This window comes from Pseudomonas sp. 8_5_2, from assembly GCF_059295255.1.
In genome coordinates this window covers 2,663,350-2,680,432 of sequence record NZ_CM181238.1, presented here as the reverse complement: position 1 = coordinate 2,680,432, position 17,083 = coordinate 2,663,350, and the positions used below count along the sequence as shown (strand labels likewise).

Below are 17,083 nucleotides of genomic sequence, written 5' to 3'. Positions count from 1 at the left end.
AGTGGTCTACTCCCTCTTGTGCCGGCAGCAACCCACGCCGGCGTTTTCATTGCTTTGCATGACCCCGGGCCAAAAGCCCCGGGCTTGTGTAGGATGAGCAGCGCATACCACGACGCTGCCAGTCACAGGGAGATCCACATGCGCGTCCTGCCATCACTTGCCGCCTTGTCACTGGGCCTGGTCGTCTCGACCGCGGCGCTGGCTGTTACCGGCGAAGAGGCGCAACTGATCGACTCGATCAACGTCTACCGCAGCAAGGCCCAGCCCTGCGGTGGCGAGGCATCGCTGGAGCTGCCGCCGCTCAACAGCGATACCCGCCTGGCGCTGTCGCCAGAGGGTACCCGCGACCTGCAGCAGGCCATGACCCGCGCCGCCTACCCCATGGTCAACGTCCAGGCCATAAGCCTGTCCGGGCCGCGCGATGCGCGCGCCGCAATGCATGCCATTGAAGAAAGCTTCTGCCAAGTGGTGCTCGACCCGCAGTTCGTCGATATCGGCGTCAGCCAGGAGGGCCGCGACTGGCGCATCGTGCTGGCGCGGCCGCTGCTCAGTGGCCGCCTGGGCGACTGGCAGGCCGAGGGGCAGAAGGTGCTGCAGGCAATCAACGACGCGCGCAAGGTGCCTCGCCAATGCGGCGGCCAGCCCTTCGCCGCCGCCCCCGCGCTGGCCTGGAGCACTGCGCTGGCCGGCGTCGCCGCCAACCACACGCGGGCCATGGCCAACCAGAACTTCTTCGACCATATCGACAAGGATGGCCGTACCCCCGGTGACCGTGCAGAGCTGGCTGGCTACCTGTATCAGCAGATCGGCGAGAACATTGCGGCCGGGCGCGACACTGCGCACAAGGTAGTCGAGGGCTGGCTGGACAGCCCGGGGCATTGCGCAACGCTGATGAATCCGGACTTCCGTGAGCTGGGTGCTGCCTATGCAGTAGACCCGAAGAGCGACGCAGGGATCTACTGGACAGGGTTGTTCGGCTCGCCGCAGTAAGCCTGCCTGAGCGCCAGCGCGGTACAACCAAACCGCCGCCGCACGCACTTGCCCAAGTGACTGGCGTCGGCAAAACCCACTTCATCGGCAATTTGCATCAGGCTGTGGCTGGAGTTGCACAAGCGCCAGCGCGCCTGCTGCAAGCGCATCTCCAGCCACCAGGCCTTGGCGCTCACGCCGTGGCTGGCCTGGAACTGCCGGTCCAGTTGCCGCCGGCTGATGCCCAGTTGCGCAGCCAACTGCTCCACCGCCACTGGCGTGCCCAGGTGATGGCGCATCAATGCCTGTGCCCGCTCCGCTTGCCGTCCTGGCCCGCCGCCGAGTTCCAAAGAGCGCAAGGCATGGCGGCTGTCGCGGGTTTCATCCACGAGCATGTCGGCAAGCCCCGAAGCGCAGCTTGTCGAGAAAGGCACCTAACGGCAGCAGGGCAAAATCCGGCAAGGGCAGGATAAGCAAGCGGATGTCAGGCTGCATGAAGCTGTGTCCAGAAATCACCGTCGAATGTCCGAATCATACCCTGACAGAGAAGACCTGGCGCCATAGACTGGCGCTCTTCGGACCAACAAGGCGTTTCCCGACATGGCTCTCGACACCTGGATTATTTACCTGCTGGCAAGCATCGGCCTGTCGCTGACGCCAGGCCCGAACAGCCTGCTGGCGCTGACTCACGGGGCCCTTTATGGCGCGCGCCGAACGTTGTTCACCATCGTTGGCGGCGTATTCGGCTTCAGCGCGCTCATTGCCTTGGCCATGTTCGGCCTGACAGCGTTGCTGCAGACCTCGGCCTCGCTGCTGGAAGTGCTGAAGTGGGTCGGCGGGGCTTACCTGGTCTGGCTGGGAATTCAGCTGTGGCGCAGCCCCGGTCTGCACCTGGAACTGAACGAGCGCAGCGCCCGTCTTGGCAACGCCGGCCTGTTCCGCCAAGGCCTGCTGTCGGCCCTGGCCAACCCCAAGGTGTTGCTGTTTTACGGTGCGTTCCTGCCGCAATTCATCGACCCGCAGCGGGGGTTGCTGCTGCAGTTCGTGGTGATGGCGGCGACCTTTGCCAGCGTGGAGTTTCTGGTCGAGTACCTGCTGGCGCGCCTGGCATTTCGCATTCGCCCTTGGCTGGCCCAAGGCGGCAAGGGCTTCAACCGCTGCTGCGGCAGCCTGTTTGCCGTGATTGGCGTGGCCCTGCCGCTTGGCCGCTGATGCCCAGGCTGGGGCGCTCAGCCTCGATGCGCTCTGGCCAGGAAAACCAGCAAGGCAATGCCCGGCAACCCTGCCCCCACCAACGTGATGCCTTGCCAGCCAAACTGGCTGAACACCGCACTGGCCACCGCCGAACCCAGCGCCCCACCGAGGAAGATGCTGGTCATGTAAACCGCGTTCAAGCGCCCGCGGCTGGCCGGGTCCAGCGCGTACACCTCGCGCTGACCAATGACCATGTTCATCTGCACCGCGAAGTCCAGCAGCACTCCGGTAAGCCCCAGACCGATCACGCTGTAGCCCGGCGCGGTCAGGCCCAGCAACAATGCCGCCGGAGCCAGCAACAATGCCAGCAGCGAGCCGGCCCGCGCATGTCCGGCGTCGGCCAGGCGGCCGGCCAGCGGCGCGGCTACGGCCCCTACCGCGCCCACCAGGGCAAACACCGCGATCTGGCTTTGCGACAGCCCATGCTCACCTGCCAGGGCCATCGGCACCGCTGTCCAGTAAAGGCTGAACGCTGCAAACATCAATGCCTGGTACAACGAACGCTGGCGCAGCAATGGATACCGCCGCAGCAACGTAAGCAGCGAAAGCATCAGCTCGGCATAGCTGGCCTTGTGTTCAGGCCGCCGCTGCGGCAGGGTCAGGCCCAGCAGCAGGATGATCGCCAGCATGACCCCGGCAGCGCCAATGAACACCGCCCGCCAGCCGAAGTGGTCAGCCACCAGGCTCGACAACGGCCGCGCCAGCAGGATACCCAGCAGCAGGCCGCCCATGATATTGCCCACCACCCGCCCGCGCTGCTGCTCCGGTGCCAGGTGCGCGGCCAGCGGGATCAGCATTTGCACCGCTACCGAACTGAAACCGATCAGCAGCGCGTAGCCCAGGAACAACCGGCCCTGGCCGCTGCTGCTGGTGCCCGCCAGCAACAGGCTGACGCAGGCCAGCACCGCGGTGGCCACCATCAGGCGGCGGTTTTCCAGCAGGTCGGCGAGCGGCACCAGCAACAGCAGACCAAGCGCATAGCCCAGCTGCGTGAGGGAAACGATCAGGCTGGCATGCTCGGTGGACAGCCCCAGGTCCGGGGCGATCAGCGCCACGATTGGCTGGGCATAATAGATATTGGCGACTATTGCGCCACAGCAGAAAGCCAGCAGCACGACCAGCGTGCGGCTGAGGCCGGCGGCTGCAGGCTGCGCGGTGGCAAGGGTGGGATTCATGGCGGTGTCCTCGGCGAGGGGGTGGAATATGTCGGCTACCTTACCCAGTCGCGGGTGGGTCGAGAATCCGGCGACGACGCAACGCGGCTTTGCGTGCAGCGCAACGTTAGGTGCGCGGTTGCAGCAAATTTTCGCAAAAGTCGATGAACGCGTTCACCCGCCGCGAACCTCGGTGATTGGGCAGGTACAGCGCATTGATGCTGTCATTGGCTGTGCCAGGGCTTGCCCGCCAGGCGGGGAACAATTGCTGCAGCCGCCCGGCAAGCACATCCTCGCGCACCAGCCAGTCGGCCAGCAGCGCAATGCCACTGCCCGCCAGTGCAGCTTCGCGGAGCATGTCGGCATTGGCGCTGCGCAATGGCCCGCGCACGTCCAGTTCCAGGCTGTCCTGGCCCTGGGTCAGGCGCCAGGGACGGGCTTTTTGCCCATAGCGAAAGCGCAGGCAGGCATGATCAAGCAACGCCTTTGGGTGCTGCGGCGGCTCACCCCGGGCGAGGTAGGCCGGGCTGGCTACCAGCCAACGCTCGAAGCGCCCCAGCTGACGACACACCAGCTCGTCATTGGGCGAGGGGTCGCCGAGACGAATCGACAGGTCATAACGCCCGTCGAGCAGATCATCCAGGCGGTCGCTGAGGTCGATGTCCAGCTCCAGCGCCGGGTGCTGCGCCAGGAACTGCCCCAGGTGCGGGGCGACGACGCGCCTGCCGAACTCCACGGGCAGGCACAGGCGCAACACGCCGACCGGCGCCTCGCCACGGTCGGCAACGCTGGCATCGGCTTCATCCAGGGCTTCGAAAATACCCCGTGCGCGTTCGTAATAACGGGCGCCCGCTTCCGTCAGGCTGACCTGGCGGGTCGAGCGGTTGAGCAAGGTGGCGCCCAGTTCGGCCTCCAGAGCATCGACCAGGCGCGTCACCGACGATGTCGCCAGCCCCAGCCTGCGTGCAGCGGCAGAAAAACCCTGGGCATCGATGGTGGCCACGAACATCTTCATTGCCTGGAGTTTGTCCATTTGCCGCCCACGCTCCAAAACTCAGAAAGTTCTTACAAACCGCCGGGCCGGTCAAGAAGCGCGCTGCTGGGCAATAGCGTTCATAGTGGAATCAAATCCTTCCCATGAGGCTTTCCATGACACTGACCAACCTGCTGACTGCCCTGCCCGCCGCCGACCCAACCTGCGCCGAACGCGTGGACGAACTGCTCAGCCGCCCGGGCGTGCGCGTCGAGCGTATCGTCTCCAGCGGCCAAGCCAGTCCGCCAGGTTACTGGTACGACCAGGCCGAGGGCGAATGGATCGTGCTGCTCAGCGGCGCCGCCGGCCTGCGTTTCGAGCTCGAAAACCATACCCGGCTGCTGGCGCCGGGCGATTGCCTGGACATCCCACCGCACTGCCGCCACCGGGTGGAATGGACGGCACCTGGCATGCCGACCGTCTGGCTCGCCGTGTTCTATACCAGTGCCACCCCGTGGCCCACCTGAAAGGCCGCCCGTAGTGTCTGCAAGAGCAGCACCAAGCTGCTCTTGGCACAAACGCGGTCGCCACTCGACCAAAGTATCAATGCAAATTTAATAACCTGCATGAACACCCCGTTTAATGCTTTTTTCACCGCCTGATCTAAGCTTTTAGCCACACCTTGGCAAGTTCAGCCCTGCGACAATCAGCCTCACAAAGTTATGTACTAACTTGTTAATTAGCAAGCTAAGGGATTAAACTGCGCCCATTCCACCTGCTGAGATCCCTGGCATGAAAGAAACACCGCGCGCGTCTGGCGCCACAAACATCATCCTTGTCGGCCTGGGCGTGATCATCGCCCTGCTCGGCCTCCTCCTGGCTGCTGGCGGCATCAAGCTGGCCGGCCTGGGCGGCTCCTGGTACTTCCTGATCGGCGGCCTGGCCATGGCCATTGCCGGTATCCTCATCGCCCGCCGCAAAAAGGCCGGTGCCTGGCTGTACGCGGCGTTTCTGGTCGGCACTGCCGCCTGGGCGCTGGTCGATGCCGGCCTGGTGTTCTGGCCGCTGTTCTCGCGCCTGTTCATGTTCGGCGCGATCGGCATGGCGGTGGCGCTGGTCTACCCGCTGCTGGCCCGCGCCAACGGTGCCAACAGCGGCCGTGGCGCCTACGGCATTGCCGCGGTGATGGCCGTGGTACTGGTGATCGCCGCCGGCAACATGTTCGTTGCCCACCCAAGCGTCGCTCCCACCGGCAAGGGCCCGGGCATGACCCCGGTCGAAGCCGGCAAGGAACAGAAGGACTGGGCCCACTACGGCAACACCGAGGGTGGCAGCCGCTTCGCCGCGCTGGACCAGATCAACCGTGACAACGTCGACAAGCTGAAAGTGGCCTGGACCTATCACACTGGTGACGTGGCCATCAGCGACGGCAACGGCGCCGAAGACCAGCTGACCCCGCTGCAGATCGGCAACAAGGTGTTCATCTGCACGCCGCACAACAACCTGATCGCCCTTGACGCCGACACCGGCAAAGAGCTGTGGAAAAACGCGATCAACGCGCAATCCAAGGTCTGGCAGCGTTGCCGCGGCATGGCTTACTTCGATGCGACAGCCGCCATCGCCCAGCCGACCCAGCCGAACAGCTCGCCGATCGCTGGCGGCAGTGTAGCGGCTGGCGCCAACTGCCAGCGCCGCCTGCTGACAAACACCATCGATGGCCGCCTGATTGCCGTCGACGCCGACAATGGCGAGTTCTGCCAGGGCTTCGGCAACAACGGCCAGGTCAACCTGATGGAAGGCCTGGGCAACGTGCCAGACTCCTTCTACCAGCTGTCCTCCGCACCATTGATGGCCGGTACTACCGTGGTGGTTGGCGGCCGGGTCGCCGACAACGTCCAGACCGACATGCCAGGTGGCGTGATCCGTGGTTTCGACGTGATCACCGGGGAAATGCGCTGGGCTTTCGACCCGGGCAACCCGGAAGATCGCCAGGCGCCTCAGGGTGACAACACCTACGTGCGCAGCACCCCGAACAGCTGGGCACCGATGTCCTATGACCCGGCGATGAACACGGTATTCCTGCCGATGGGCTCGTCCTCCACCGACATCTATGGCGTTGAACGCAACAAGCTGGACCACACCTACGGTGCTTCGGTACTGGCCCTGGACGCCACCACCGGCAACCAGAAGTGGGTGTTCCAGACCGTGCACAACGACCTGTGGGACTTCGACCTGCCGATGCAGCCAAGCCTGATCGACTTCACCAAGGACGACGGCCAGTCGGTACCTGCGGTGGTGATCGGCACCAAGGCTGGGCAGATCTACGTGCTCGACCGCGCCACCGGCAAGCCGCTGACCCAGGTTGACGAAGTACCGGTCAAGCCAAGCAACATCCCCAACGAGCCGTACTCCCCCACCCAGCCGAAGTCGGTTGGCATGCCTCAGATCGGCGCGCAGACCCTGACCGAATCTGACATGTGGGGCGCAACCCCGTATGACCAGCTGTTGTGCCGTATCGACTTCAAGAAGATGCGCTACGACGGCCTGTACACCGCACCAGGCACCGACCTGTCGCTGAGCTTCCCGGGTTCGCTGGGTGGCATGAACTGGGGCAGCCTGTCTACCGACCCGGTACATGGTTTCATCTTCGTCAACGACATGCGCCTTGGTCTGTGGATCCAGATGATCCCGTCGCAGAACAAGGGTGACGCGGCCTCCGGGGGTGAAGCACTGAACACCGGCATGGGCGCGGTACCGCTCAAGGGCACCCCGTATGCGGTGAACAAGAACCGCTTCCTGTCGGTAGCCGGCATTCCGTGCCAGGCGCCGCCGTTCGGCACCCTGACCGCCATCGACATGAAGACCCGCCAGGTAGCCTGGCAGGTACCGGTCGGTACTGTTGAAGATACCGGCCCGCTCGGTATCCGCATGCACCTGCCGATCAAGATCGGCCTGCCAACCCTCGGCGGCACCCTGTCGACCCAAGGCGGCCTGGTGTTCATCGCAGGCACCCAGGACTTCTACCTGCGCGCCTACGACAGCAGCAACGGTAACGAAATCTGGAAGGCTCGCCTGCCAGTGGGCAGCCAGGGCGGCCCGATGACCTACGTCTCGCCGAAGACCGGCAAGCAGTACGTAGTGATCACCGCTGGCGGTGCACGCCAGTCGACTGACCGTGGCGACTACGTGATTTCTTACGCGCTGCCGTAAGACCGCGTCGCCTGCTTCGCGGGCATGCCCGCTCCCACAGGTTCTGCCTTGAACCTTGTGGAAGCGGGCGCGCCCGCGAATTGCCTCAAGAACTTTTCGAGACACAGCAATGCCATCCGCAATCCGCATCACCCCTACCCTGCTGCTGGCCCTGGCCAGCACCACCGCCCTCGCCGACGGCGACCTGATGACCCGCAACACCCTCACCGGTGACTGGGGTGGCCTGCGCCACCAGCTGGAAGACGACGGCGTCAAGTTTACCGGCGACTACAGCGGCGAAACCGCCTACAACGCCCACGGTGGCCTGCACCGCTCGGCGCGCTATTCGCAGAACCTGAAGCTGGGCGTGCAGTTCGACCTGTCGAAACTGTACGGCCTGGACAACGGCGGCAAGGTCCAGCTGACCATCAACGACCGCCGCGGCAACAGCGCCTCGGAAGACCTGGTCGGCAACCGCTTGCCGATCCAGGAAAACTACGGTGGCCTGTACACCCGCCTGACCGAGCTGAGCTACGAGCGTACCCTGTTCACCCCGGCGCTCAACGTCAAACTGGGCTACATGGCAATGGGCAACGACCTTGGCGGCCTGGACAGCGGCATCCTGTGCAACTTCATGAACGCCGGCTTCTGCGGCCACCCGCTGAACATGTCCGGCGGCAGCGGCTGGACCAACTACCCCAACGCCCACCTGGGCGTGCGCGTGAAGTACGACCTGTCGCCGGCCTGGCAGTTGCGCGTGGCTGCGTTCAACGTCGACCCAGAGAGCAACGGCAACTCCAGCCGCGCCTGGCACCTGGGCCCCAAGCACACGACTGGCACCGTGGTGCCGGTGGAGCTGGTGTACAAGCTGCAGGGTGACCTGCCGGGCGAGTACAAGCTGGGCTACTACTACGACAGTTCCGACGTGAAACGCGTCGGCAGCGATGATGAGGTATCCGGTCGCGGCGGCCACTACCTGCTGGTAGACCAGGCGATCTGGAACGACCCTGCGTCCCCAGGTCGCAGCCTGCATGCGTTCGGCCAGTACTCGGCATCGAGCAAGGCGGCCTCGCCGTTCACCAAGTGGTATGGCACCGGCGTGGTGCTGTACAAGCCGTTCGAGGGGCGCCCGAAGGACACCGTGGCATTGGGGTACGGCCGCGCCGTGCCCAACCCGCGTAGCCGCGATGTGCTGGAAGATGCTGCGTTCAACACTGGGCAGCAGTTCCCCGATATCGACAGCGCCGAGCAGCTGATCGAGCTGAGCTATGGCTATCAGGCCACGCCGTGGCTGAACCTGCGCCCGGATGTGCAGTACATCATCGAGCCGGGGGCGTTTTCCGGCAAGGACATCGACAATGCACTGGTGGTAGGTCTGCAGGTAAAAGCAACCTTCTGAACCGGTTGCCGGGGCGGGCTTGCCCGCGAAGAGGCCAGCACGATCAATCCTGCTTGAGGTAATCCACCAGCCTGAGCAGCATGGCATCACACCCCTGCAACTGCTCGACGCTGACAAACTCGTCAGGCTTGTGCCCCTGGTCCATGCTGCCAGGCCCGCACACCACGGTCGGGATGCCGGCCTGGTCGAACAACCCGCCCTCGGTGCCAAACGCCACCGTGCCGAACTCGTCAGAGCCGCTGAGCAACGCCACCAGCCGCGCCGCTTCGCTGTCTGCCGGCGTGGCCAGCCCCGGGTAGGCGCTCAGCGGCTCCAGCCGAATGGCGCTGGCGGCATCGACCTTGCGCATGCGCGGCAGCAGCTCGGCCTCGGCGTAGGTCTGCAACTGGTCGGCCACTGCCTGCGCCTCGAACCCTGGCAAGGCGCGCACTTCGAAATCGAATTCGCATTCCGCCGGCACGATATTCAGCGCCCTGCCGCCTTTGATCACGCCGGTCTGCACCGTGGAGAACGGCGGGTCGAAGCGTTCATCATGCTGCTCTGGTTGTGCGAGCACCGCGCCGATTTCACCCAGTTTGCCGATCAGTTTCGCCGCGTATTCGATGGCATTCACCCCGTAAGGCGCATACGCCGAGTGGCAGGCCGCGCCATGCACCTGGCAGCGCATGGCCAGCTTGCCCTTGTGCCCGAGCACCGGCTTTAGCCCTGTGGGCTCGCCAATCAGACACAGCTGCGGCTTGTGCGGGCGCTGTTCGAGTGCAGCGAGCATCGAGCGCACGCCCAGGCAGCCGACTTCCTCATCGTAGGAGAACGCCAGGTGCACCGGCATGCGCAACGGCTGGGCAAGGAATGCGGGGACGGCCGCCAGCACCGAGGCAATGAAGCCCTTCATGTCGGCTGTACCACGGCCATACAGGCGCCCGTCGCGCTCGGTCAGGGCGAACGGCTCGACACTCCACGCCTGGCCGTCCACCGGCACCACGTCGGTATGCCCGGACAGCACCACGCCCCCCACGTCGCTAGGGCCGATGGTGGCGAACAGGTTGGCCTTGGTGCCCTCGGGGTTATGGAACAGCTCGCTGTGCACACCCTGCTCGGCCAGGTAGTCGCGGATGAATCCGATCAGCGCCAGGTTGGAATCGCGGCTGACCGTGGTAAAGCCGATCAGCCGGGCCAGCAGCGCGCGGCTGGCGAATTCACTCATCGCCCGGCACCCCGTAGCTTGGCGCGGCGGTGGGGTCCAGTGCGCGGGTGACGTAGTCCTGCATCTGCGGGCGATAAGCTTGCCACAGGCCATCGAGCACACCGATCGGGTCGGCATCGGCCCAGTCGACACGAAGGTCCACCAGCGGCCAGGTCAGCTCGCCAGCAATTTTCAATGCGGCCGAGTGTACCGGCCCCGCCTCGCCGCCAGCGGCCATCGCCGCATGCATTGCCGCCAGCAGGCGCTCGGCCAGGTGCCCGCCAGCCTGCTCGAACGCCAGCACCATGGCGTCGATCACCTGGGTGGAGGCCAGCAGGTTGCCTGCCGCCGCGCATTGCTCCCCTGCCACGGCATGGTGCGTGCCCAACGCTTCGCGGCCGGTGAACACCGCCACCTGACCGTGGCTGTCGATCACCGTGACCTGGCGGTACTCGCTCCAGCCATTGGCGCTCAGCACCCGATCCAGTGCTGCGGCGGGCGGCAATTGGCCTTGCTCCAGTGCGTCGAGAATCTGCGGGCCAAGCGCCGGCAAGGTGATGTTCTGGGTAGAGACCGCACCCACGCCTGCACGCACCCACGGGCAGCGTGCGCCTACGGCGATGCTCGACGAGCTGATGGCGATACCGACCTGGCCGGTTTCCTGGCAACGACCGATGATGGAGAACGTCATGTCATGGTTCCTGTTGTGCTGTGCGATACACGGCATTCTGGGTCGAACCTTGCAGTGGGCGAAACGACCTTTTTCCGAGGGGTTAGGCAGGAAAAAACTGTGCTCTGGCAGACATCGAGCACCGCCCGCCAGAAATCACCGGATGCACGTGCCCCACCCTCCCCGCAAAGCAACAAAATCGAGGGGTTCGCCGTTTTATCGGCAAGCCCCAGCTAAATACTATTTTCGCCATTTCCCCGGCATCCCTAGTCTGGCCCCAGGCAACGGCGGTCCTCCAAACCGACCTGACAAAAACCGCCTGAACAAGGGCTCGGACATGACACTGAACAACTTCGAAATCGACACCCTCGTCGTCGGCGCCGGCCAGGCCGGCGTGGCCATGAGCGAACACCTGAGCAAGCTTGGCGTGCCGCACCTGGTGCTTGAACGCAACCGCATCGCCGAGGCCTGGCGCACTGGCCGCTGGGATTCGCTGGTGGCCAACGGCCCGGTCTGGCACGACCGCTTCCCGGGGCTGGAATTCAACCTCGACGCCGACGCCTTCGCCGGCAAGGACCAGGTAGCCGACTATTTCGAGCAGTACGTACGCAAGTTCAACCTGCCCGTGCGCACCGGCATAGAAGTGAAGCGCGTGGTGCGCAACAGCGACCGCCCAGGCTTCACCATCGAAACCAACGAGGGTGTGATTCGTGCCAACCGCGTAGTCGCCGCCACCGGCCCGTTCCAGAAGCCGGTGATCCCGGCGATCGCGCCGAAAGACGCAAGCCTGCACCAGATCCACTCGGCGGCGTACTACAACCCTGAGCAACTGCCGCAAGGCGCGGTGCTGGTGGTGGGTGCCGGCTCCTCGGGCGTACAGATCGCCGAAGAGCTGATGCGCGCGGGTCGCCAGGTGTACCTGTCGGTCGGCGCCCACGACCGCCCGCCACGTGCCTACCGCAACCGCGACTTCTGCTGGTGGCTGGGGGTGCTGGGTGAATGGGATGCGGAAATCGCCAAGCCCGGCCGCGAACACGTGACCATCGCCGTGAGCGGCGCCCGTGGCGGCCACACCGTAGACTTCCGCGCCCTCGCCCACCAGGGCATGACCCTGGTCGGCCTGACCCAGTCGTTCGAAAACGGCGTGGCGCGCTTCCAGAACAACCTGGTCGACAACATCAACCGTGGCGACGACAACTACCTGGCGCTGCTGGATGCCGCCGACGCCTACATCGAACGCAACGGCCTCGACCTGCCGGAAGAGCCCGAAGCCCGCACGCGCCTGGCCGACCCGGAGTGCATGCGCAACCCGCTGCAGCAACTGGACCTGACCGAGGCCGGCGTCACCAGCATCATCTGGGCCACCGGTTACGGCGTGGACTTCGGCTGGCTGCAGGTCGACACCTTCGATGCCAACGGCAAGCCCCAGCACCAGCGCGGCGTGGCCCGTGAGCCGGGTGTGTACTTCCTTGGCCTGCCGTGGCTTTCGCGCCGTGGCTCATCGTTCATCTGGGGCGTATGGCACGACGCCAAGCACGTCGCCGGCCATATCGCCACGCAACGCACCTATACCGCCTACCGCGACAGCGACCAGCGCGCAGCGGATGAGCAGCAACCCGCCAAGATCAGCAACGTCAGCACCCTCGGAGCCCACTGATGCCTACCCATACCCGCATCCGCATGTTCAACACCAAGGCCACCTACCCCAACCAGACCCTGGACAACGACCTGTGCCAGGCGGTGCGCGCCGGCAACACCATCTATGTGCGCGGCCAGGTGGGTACCGACTTCGAGGGCAAGCTGGTGGGCCTGGGCGACCCCCGGGCACAGAGCGAGCAGGCGATGAAGAACGTCAAGCAGTTGCTTGAGGAAGCCGGCTCGGACCTGTCGCACATCGTCAAGACCACCACCTACATCACCGACCCGCGCTTCCGCGAGCCGGTGTACAAGGAAGTGGGCAAGTGGCTCAAAGGGGTGTTCCCGATTTCCACCGGGCTGGTGGTTGCCGGGTTGGCCCAGCCGGAGTGGCTGATGGAGATCGATGTGATCGCCGTGGTGCCGGATCAGGAATGACCGGCAAGCTGCGCGGCGGATCACAGCCTGCCGTGCAGCCACCTTCGGGTAGCCTGCGCCGCCGCTTGCAAGCGTTGTTCTGCCTGCACACCTGCACACGGCACCTCAACGCTGATACACAGGTCCCTGGGCAAGGCGGCGAGAAAGCAAGCTCCCACAGGAATGGTGCGAACCTCGAGCGTTGTGCTGTCCCTGTGGGAGCTGGCTTGCCGGCGATGGGCCGCGTAGCGGCCCCGGCGATTCAGGCTAGAAGCCGACCGTCGCCGAGAGCAGATAAGTCCGCGGGGTCGACAGCGTCAGCCCCGGCTCGCTGTCATCCGAAGCCCCCGCCGAACTCCAGTAACGATCATCCAGCACGTTCTCGACACTGGCGCGCAAGGTCACCTCGGTAGCGTCTACCTTGAACGCATAACGCGCCCCCAGATCGTAACGCTCCCAGCCATCGATCTGCTTGCTGTTGTTCTGGTCCAGGTACTGCGAGCTCGAATGAATACCGCGCGCCGTCAGGGTAAGGCCGTTTACCCCCGGTATATCCCATTCGGCGCCAAGGTTGACGTTGTACTCGGGCGTGGCCGGCGCGCGATTGCCATCGAAGTTGCCGCCAACGGTATCGGTCAGTTCGCTGTCGATATACATCACACCGCCCAGCACCCGCACACCTTGCACAGGCTCGCCGAACACGCTCAGCTCGATCCCGCGGTTGTCACGCTTGCCATTGGGCCCGAACACCCGTGACGTGGCATTGGTCTCGTAGGCCGGCTGGCGAATGCGGAAAGCACTGGCCGTGAAGGCGACCTTGCCCAGGTCATACTTGGCCCCCACCTCAACCTGGCGGCTGGTAAATGGCGGGAATATCTGGTCTTCGTTGATCGAGGTCGACGGCGCGATCTTGCCCTGGCTCAAGCCCTCCATGTAGTTGGCGTACAGCGATAGCTGGTCAGTGACCTTGAGCAGCACGCCGCCCGAAGGCGAGACCTTTTCTTCGTCGTAGGCGGTGTCACCCTTGACCCCATCGCTCCAGTCATCCACTTGCACCCGCTGCCAGCGCGCGCCCAGGGTCAGCAGCAGACGGTCATCGAAAAAGCCGAGGGTGTCGGCCAGGGCCACACCGGAAAAGCGGTTTTCCGTGTAGACCTCGGGGTCGATGCGGGTCGGTGTACCTGGCGTCGGTGTCGCCACCGGGTTGTACAGGTTGCTGGGCGCCGAGGCATAACGCGCTCCGCCGTTGGTGAAGTCCATGTAGAAGTAGGTAGCGGCCAGGTTCAGTTCGTGGCTGACCGGCCCGGTATGGAACCAGTTGCGCAAGCCGGCCATGGCGGTACGCACGCTTTCATCCCGGGTGAAATCCCGTGGCTGCACGGTGAAGTCACCGGCATCGTTGAGGATCGACACATTGTGGCGCAGGAAGTCGTGGTTGCTCTTGCGTGCACCGACCGCGCCATAGGCCAGCAGCGACTCGCTGATATCGTACTCGGCATGCAATGCACCAAAGGTGTCGTTGGTGCGCGCCTTGCTCCAGGCCTGGGCATAGTTGTGGCGCACGTCGTTGGCATCCGGCACCTTGGCATTGGCACCGATCAGTACCCGCTCCTGGGGCGCGTCGGTATCACGCTCGGTATGGCCCAGGTCTGCCGACAGGCGCAGCCGCTCGCCGCGAAAATCCAGGCCCAGCACCGCCATTTCGCGATCGACGCTCTGATGGTCCCATTCGGTGTCACCCGACTGCTTCACACCATTGAAGCGCACGCCAAACTGGTCGCCCTCGCCGAAACGGCGGCCAACGTCCACTGCGCCGCCTGCCTGGCTACCCGAAGCGAAGCTGCCGGTGAATTCGGTGATCGGTTTGTCGCCTGCCCGCTTGGGCTGCACGTTGATACCACCGCCGACACTGCCACGCGGCGAAATACCGTTGATCAACTGGCTGGGGCCTTTGATGATGTCGACCCGCTCGGCCATTTCCATGTCGATCGAGTAGGTAGGCAGAATGCCGTAAAGGCCGTTGTACGCCACATCGCTGTTGAACAGGCTGAAACCGCGGATGGTGAACTGCTCGAAGCGCCCACCAGCCGGGTTGGTGGCGCGTACCGACGGGTCACTGGCGATCAGCTCGCCCAGGGTCCGTGCCTGCTGGTTCTTTGCCAATTCGCTGGTGTAGCTGGTGATACTGAACGGGGTATCCATGAAGTCCCGCGAGCCAAGCAGGCCTTGCCCACCCTGCCGCGCCACCTGGCCACCGGCATAGGGCTGCGTATCGCCGCTGGCGGCCAGGCCACCGACAATGCTGGTGGGGGCGATTTCCAGGGCGCCACCGGCCTGGGGCGCCGGCACCAGTGTGAAGGCACCCTCGCCCACTGGCAGCAGCTGCAGGCCACTGCCGCGCAACAACTGCATGAACCCTTCGTCGACACTATAGCTGCCGGACAGGCCAGTGCTCTGCCGGCCCTGGACCAGTGCGGGGTCCAGCGAAAGGCTGATCCCGGCCTGGTCTGCAAAGCGGGTCAATGCGGCACCCAGGCTGGCGGGTGCTACTGCATAGGTGCGCCGGGCCGGCTCATCGGCCCACGCCGGGACGCACAACAACAGGCTCATGGCGAACAACGGATGTGCTGCGCGCGCCAGTGGGCGCAGGCGGCAATAAGTCACTGCAGGCATCGAACAAGGCTCCCCTTTATTTTCTACTACCGGTAATGACCGGTGAGGAAAAAAAAGGGGACAGCCTCAAACACGATTTTCTCGCGCAGCCAGGCTGACCCAATAGCGCGTGCGCGTCTGCACCTGCAATGGCAGGCTGGCGGCGAGCAAGGCCAGCACCCGGTCGGTGTCGTCCAGGCGGAACGTACCGGTCACGCGCAGGCGCTCCAGCTCTGGTGCCCAGCGCAGCACCCCTGGGCGATACCTGCGCAACTCGTGCAGCAGCTCGCCCAAAGGCCGATCATCCAGCCGCAGCACGCCTTCGCGCCAGCCCAGCCGCCATTCGTCCAGGCCTGTAACCGGGCCGACGCCAGCCGCCTGCAGGCTAGCCTGCTGCCCGGCCTGCAGCAGCAATGCCGGGCCGTGCAGCGGCTGCAGGCGCGCCGCACCGTTGAGCACCGACACGCGGCAGGCCTGATCGAGCAGTCGCGCACAGACCTCGCCAGCGCCCAGTACCACCTGACCATAGGGCACCTGCAGGGTCAGGGTCAGGTTGCCCGGTACCTTGACTGCCACCTCGCCGCGCAGCAGCGTCAGCCGGCGTCGGCCCGCGTCGATGTCGATTGCGCTGTCGGTGTTCAGCTGCACCAGGGTGCCATCGCTGAGCATCAACTGCCGGCGCTCCCCTGCCGCAGTCCGCATGTCGGCGGTCCAGGCATCCAGCGGCAGTTCGCGACTCGCCAGCCAGGCCGCCGGCAGCAACGCCGCCACCCCCAATGCCTGCTTGAGCAGCGCCCGGCGGCCGGCATCCGGGCGGTCGAGGGTGGCCATGGCCAGTGCACCCGGCAGCCCCGAAAAACGCTGACGCAGCAACAGCGCCTTCTGCCAGGCACCTTCGTGCAGGGCGTTGCTGGCACGCCATTGTTCCAGGCGCGTCAGGTCCGCCTCGCTGGCGCCGCCAGAATCCAGCAGCGCCAGCCAGCCGGCGGCTGCTCGCAGCGCATCGCGAAGCCCAGGGGAATGGTCAGTCATTGCAAATCGGCCAGCAGGCAATGCTCATAGGCTTGCGCCATGTAGCGCTTTACCGAGCGTTCGCAAACGCCCAGCCGCTGGCTGATCTCGGCGTAGCCCAGGCCTTCCAGCTGGCTCCAGAGAAAGGCCTTGCGCACCGGGGCTTTCAGGCCATCGAGCAATTCATCCAGCGCTTGCAGGGTTTCCAGCAGCACCCAGCGCTGCTCTGGCGAAGGCACGTGCTGCTCGGGCAACTGCGCCAATGCTTCGAGGTAGGCTTGTTCCAGGCTGCGCCGCTGGTAGAAGTTGCTGAGCAGGCGCTTGCCCACGGTCAGCAGGTAGGCGCGTGGCTCGCGGATGTCTGCCAGCGGCTGGGCACTGGCGAGGATGCGCAGGAAGGTATCCTGGCTGAGGTCGGCGGCGTCCCAGGCATTGCCCATGCGCCGGCGCAGCCAGGTTTCCAGCCAGCCGCGGTGCTCACGGTACAAGGCAGGCAGGCTGGGTTGCGATGGCGGCGCGGCGTCGATCATGGCGAAGGCCCTGCGGTGGCGTAAATAGGATTAATTCTAATTTACAC

14 protein-coding genes and 1 pseudogene are annotated in these 17,083 nt (G+C 65.0%); 7 read left to right on the top strand and 8 right to left on the bottom strand.

Features of this window, described 5'->3' with window-relative positions; translation table 11 throughout:
* Nucleotides 1–138: 138 nt before the first annotated feature.
* Entirely contained in the window at nucleotides 139–990 is an 852-nt protein-coding gene (locus tag AC5O5R_RS12320) for a CAP domain-containing protein (RefSeq protein WP_172229611.1), read from the top strand.
* Here AC5O5R_RS12320 and AC5O5R_RS12315 read toward each other — a convergent pair.
* Nucleotides 957–1,376 (bottom strand): annotated as a pseudogene (locus AC5O5R_RS12315) (helix-turn-helix domain-containing protein); the annotation flags it as partial. The gene AC5O5R_RS12320 and the pseudogene AC5O5R_RS12315 overlap by 34 nt on opposite strands.
* A 193-nt stretch (nucleotides 1,377–1,569) precedes the next feature.
* On the opposite strand from AC5O5R_RS12315, the gene AC5O5R_RS12310 reads away from it, so the two are divergent.
* Nucleotides 1,570–2,181 (top strand): LysE family translocator, encoded by a 612-nt coding sequence (locus AC5O5R_RS12310; protein ID WP_494515411.1) that lies wholly within the window; start codon nucleotides 1,570–1,572, stop codon nucleotides 2,179–2,181.
* Between the two features lie 17 nt (nucleotides 2,182–2,198).
* Here the strand turns inward: AC5O5R_RS12310 and AC5O5R_RS12305 are convergent, their stop codons facing one another.
* Nucleotides 2,199–3,398 carry an MFS transporter gene (locus AC5O5R_RS12305; protein WP_172229617.1) on the bottom strand — a complete coding sequence of 400 codons (1,200 nt, stop codon included), beginning with the start codon at nucleotides 3,396–3,398 and terminating at the stop codon, nucleotides 2,199–2,201.
* Nucleotides 3,399–3,504: 106 nt separating this feature from the next.
* Complete coding sequence (locus tag AC5O5R_RS12300; protein WP_172229620.1) at nucleotides 3,505–4,410, bottom strand: LysR family transcriptional regulator; 906 nt, start codon at nucleotides 4,408–4,410, stop codon at nucleotides 3,505–3,507.
* Nucleotides 4,411–4,526: 116 nt separating this feature from the next.
* On the opposite strand from AC5O5R_RS12300, the gene AC5O5R_RS12295 reads away from it, so the two are divergent.
* The 3 genes from AC5O5R_RS12295 (at nucleotide 4,527) to AC5O5R_RS12285 (ending at nucleotide 8,938) form a co-directional block, all read left to right on the top strand.
* Nucleotides 4,527–4,877: a cupin domain-containing protein gene (locus tag AC5O5R_RS12295; RefSeq protein ID WP_172226894.1), complete on the top strand. Its 351-nt coding sequence runs from the start codon at nucleotides 4,527–4,529 to the stop codon at nucleotides 4,875–4,877.
* Between the two features lie 265 nt (nucleotides 4,878–5,142).
* Nucleotides 5,143–7,560 (top strand): glucose/quinate/shikimate family membrane-bound PQQ-dependent dehydrogenase, encoded by a 2,418-nt coding sequence (locus AC5O5R_RS12290; RefSeq protein ID WP_172226897.1) that lies wholly within the window; start codon nucleotides 5,143–5,145, stop codon nucleotides 7,558–7,560.
* Nucleotides 7,561–7,669: 109 nt separating this feature from the next.
* Nucleotides 7,670–8,938: a carbohydrate porin gene (locus tag AC5O5R_RS12285; RefSeq protein WP_494515410.1), complete on the top strand. Its 1,269-nt coding sequence runs from the start codon at nucleotides 7,670–7,672 to the stop codon at nucleotides 8,936–8,938.
* Nucleotides 8,939–8,981: 43 nt separating this feature from the next.
* Here AC5O5R_RS12285 and argE read toward each other — a convergent pair whose 3' ends face one another.
* Nucleotides 8,982–10,142: an acetylornithine deacetylase gene (gene argE / locus AC5O5R_RS12280; RefSeq protein ID WP_172226903.1), complete on the bottom strand. Its 1,161-nt coding sequence runs from the start codon at nucleotides 10,140–10,142 to the stop codon at nucleotides 8,982–8,984.
* The gene (locus AC5O5R_RS12275) at nucleotides 10,135–10,812 is read right to left on the bottom strand and encodes a DUF1028 domain-containing protein (protein ID WP_172286615.1); all 678 of its coding nucleotides are present in this window, start codon (nucleotides 10,810–10,812) and stop codon (nucleotides 10,135–10,137) included. The genes argE and AC5O5R_RS12275 overlap by 8 nt, the downstream gene beginning before the upstream one ends.
* Before the next feature lie 316 nt (nucleotides 10,813–11,128).
* On the opposite strand from AC5O5R_RS12275, the gene AC5O5R_RS12270 reads away from it, so the two are divergent.
* The gene (locus AC5O5R_RS12270; RefSeq protein WP_172226908.1) at nucleotides 11,129–12,448 is read left to right on the top strand and encodes a flavin-containing monooxygenase; all 1,320 of its coding nucleotides are present in this window, start codon (nucleotides 11,129–11,131) and stop codon (nucleotides 12,446–12,448) included.
* Entirely contained in the window at nucleotides 12,448–12,864 is a 417-nt protein-coding gene (locus AC5O5R_RS12265; RefSeq protein WP_172226911.1) for a RidA family protein, read from the top strand. The genes AC5O5R_RS12270 and AC5O5R_RS12265 overlap by 1 nt, the downstream gene beginning before the upstream one ends.
* 246 nt (nucleotides 12,865–13,110) lie before the next feature.
* On the opposite strand, the gene AC5O5R_RS12260 is transcribed toward AC5O5R_RS12265, so the two are convergent.
* The 3 genes from AC5O5R_RS12260 to AC5O5R_RS12250 form a co-directional block, all read right to left on the bottom strand.
* Nucleotides 13,111–15,516: a TonB-dependent receptor gene (locus AC5O5R_RS12260; protein WP_172226914.1), complete on the bottom strand. Its 2,406-nt coding sequence runs from the start codon at nucleotides 15,514–15,516 to the stop codon at nucleotides 13,111–13,113.
* A 66-nt stretch (nucleotides 15,517–15,582) separates the two neighbouring features.
* Complete coding sequence (locus AC5O5R_RS12255) at nucleotides 15,583–16,527, bottom strand: FecR domain-containing protein (protein ID WP_172286618.1); 945 nt, start codon at nucleotides 16,525–16,527, stop codon at nucleotides 15,583–15,585.
* A complete protein-coding gene (locus tag AC5O5R_RS12250; RefSeq protein ID WP_172226920.1) occupies nucleotides 16,524–17,036 on the bottom strand; it encodes a sigma-70 family RNA polymerase sigma factor in 513 nt (170 codons plus the stop codon). The genes AC5O5R_RS12255 and AC5O5R_RS12250 overlap by 4 nt, the downstream gene beginning before the upstream one ends.
* Nucleotides 17,037–17,083 lie beyond the last annotated feature (47 nt).

What these genes read in the sequence shown, in the direction of transcription:
- AC5O5R_RS12305 (WP_172229617.1), bottom strand. Translation starts at nt 3,398, where the DNA reads ATGAATCCCACCCTTGCCACCGCGCAGCCTGCAGCCGCCGGCCTCAGC.
- AC5O5R_RS12300 (WP_172229620.1), bottom strand. Translation starts at nt 4,410, where the DNA reads ATGGACAAACTCCAGGCAATGAAGATGTTCGTGGCCACCATCGATGCC.
- AC5O5R_RS12320 (WP_172229611.1), top strand. Translation starts at nt 139, where the DNA reads ATGCGCGTCCTGCCATCACTTGCCGCCTTGTCACTGGGCCTGGTCGTC.
- AC5O5R_RS12285 (WP_494515410.1), top strand. Translation starts at nt 7,670, where the DNA reads ATGCCATCCGCAATCCGCATCACCCCTACCCTGCTGCTGGCCCTGGCC.
- AC5O5R_RS12275 (WP_172286615.1), bottom strand. Translation starts at nt 10,812, where the DNA reads ATGACGTTCTCCATCATCGGTCGTTGCCAGGAAACCGGCCAGGTCGGT.
- AC5O5R_RS12260 (WP_172226914.1), bottom strand. Translation starts at nt 15,516, where the DNA reads ATGCCTGCAGTGACTTATTGCCGCCTGCGCCCACTGGCGCGCGCAGCA.
- AC5O5R_RS12255 (WP_172286618.1), bottom strand. Translation starts at nt 16,527, where the DNA reads ATGACTGACCATTCCCCTGGGCTTCGCGATGCGCTGCGAGCAGCCGCC.
- AC5O5R_RS12310 (WP_494515411.1), top strand. Translation starts at nt 1,570, where the DNA reads ATGGCTCTCGACACCTGGATTATTTACCTGCTGGCAAGCATCGGCCTG.
- AC5O5R_RS12270 (WP_172226908.1), top strand. Translation starts at nt 11,129, where the DNA reads ATGACACTGAACAACTTCGAAATCGACACCCTCGTCGTCGGCGCCGGC.
- AC5O5R_RS12265 (WP_172226911.1), top strand. Translation starts at nt 12,448, where the DNA reads ATGCCTACCCATACCCGCATCCGCATGTTCAACACCAAGGCCACCTAC.
- AC5O5R_RS12295 (WP_172226894.1), top strand. Translation starts at nt 4,527, where the DNA reads ATGACACTGACCAACCTGCTGACTGCCCTGCCCGCCGCCGACCCAACC.
- argE (WP_172226903.1), bottom strand. Translation starts at nt 10,142, where the DNA reads ATGAGTGAATTCGCCAGCCGCGCGCTGCTGGCCCGGCTGATCGGCTTT.
- AC5O5R_RS12250 (WP_172226920.1), bottom strand. Translation starts at nt 17,036, where the DNA reads ATGATCGACGCCGCGCCGCCATCGCAACCCAGCCTGCCTGCCTTGTAC.
- AC5O5R_RS12290 (WP_172226897.1), top strand. Translation starts at nt 5,143, where the DNA reads ATGAAAGAAACACCGCGCGCGTCTGGCGCCACAAACATCATCCTTGTC.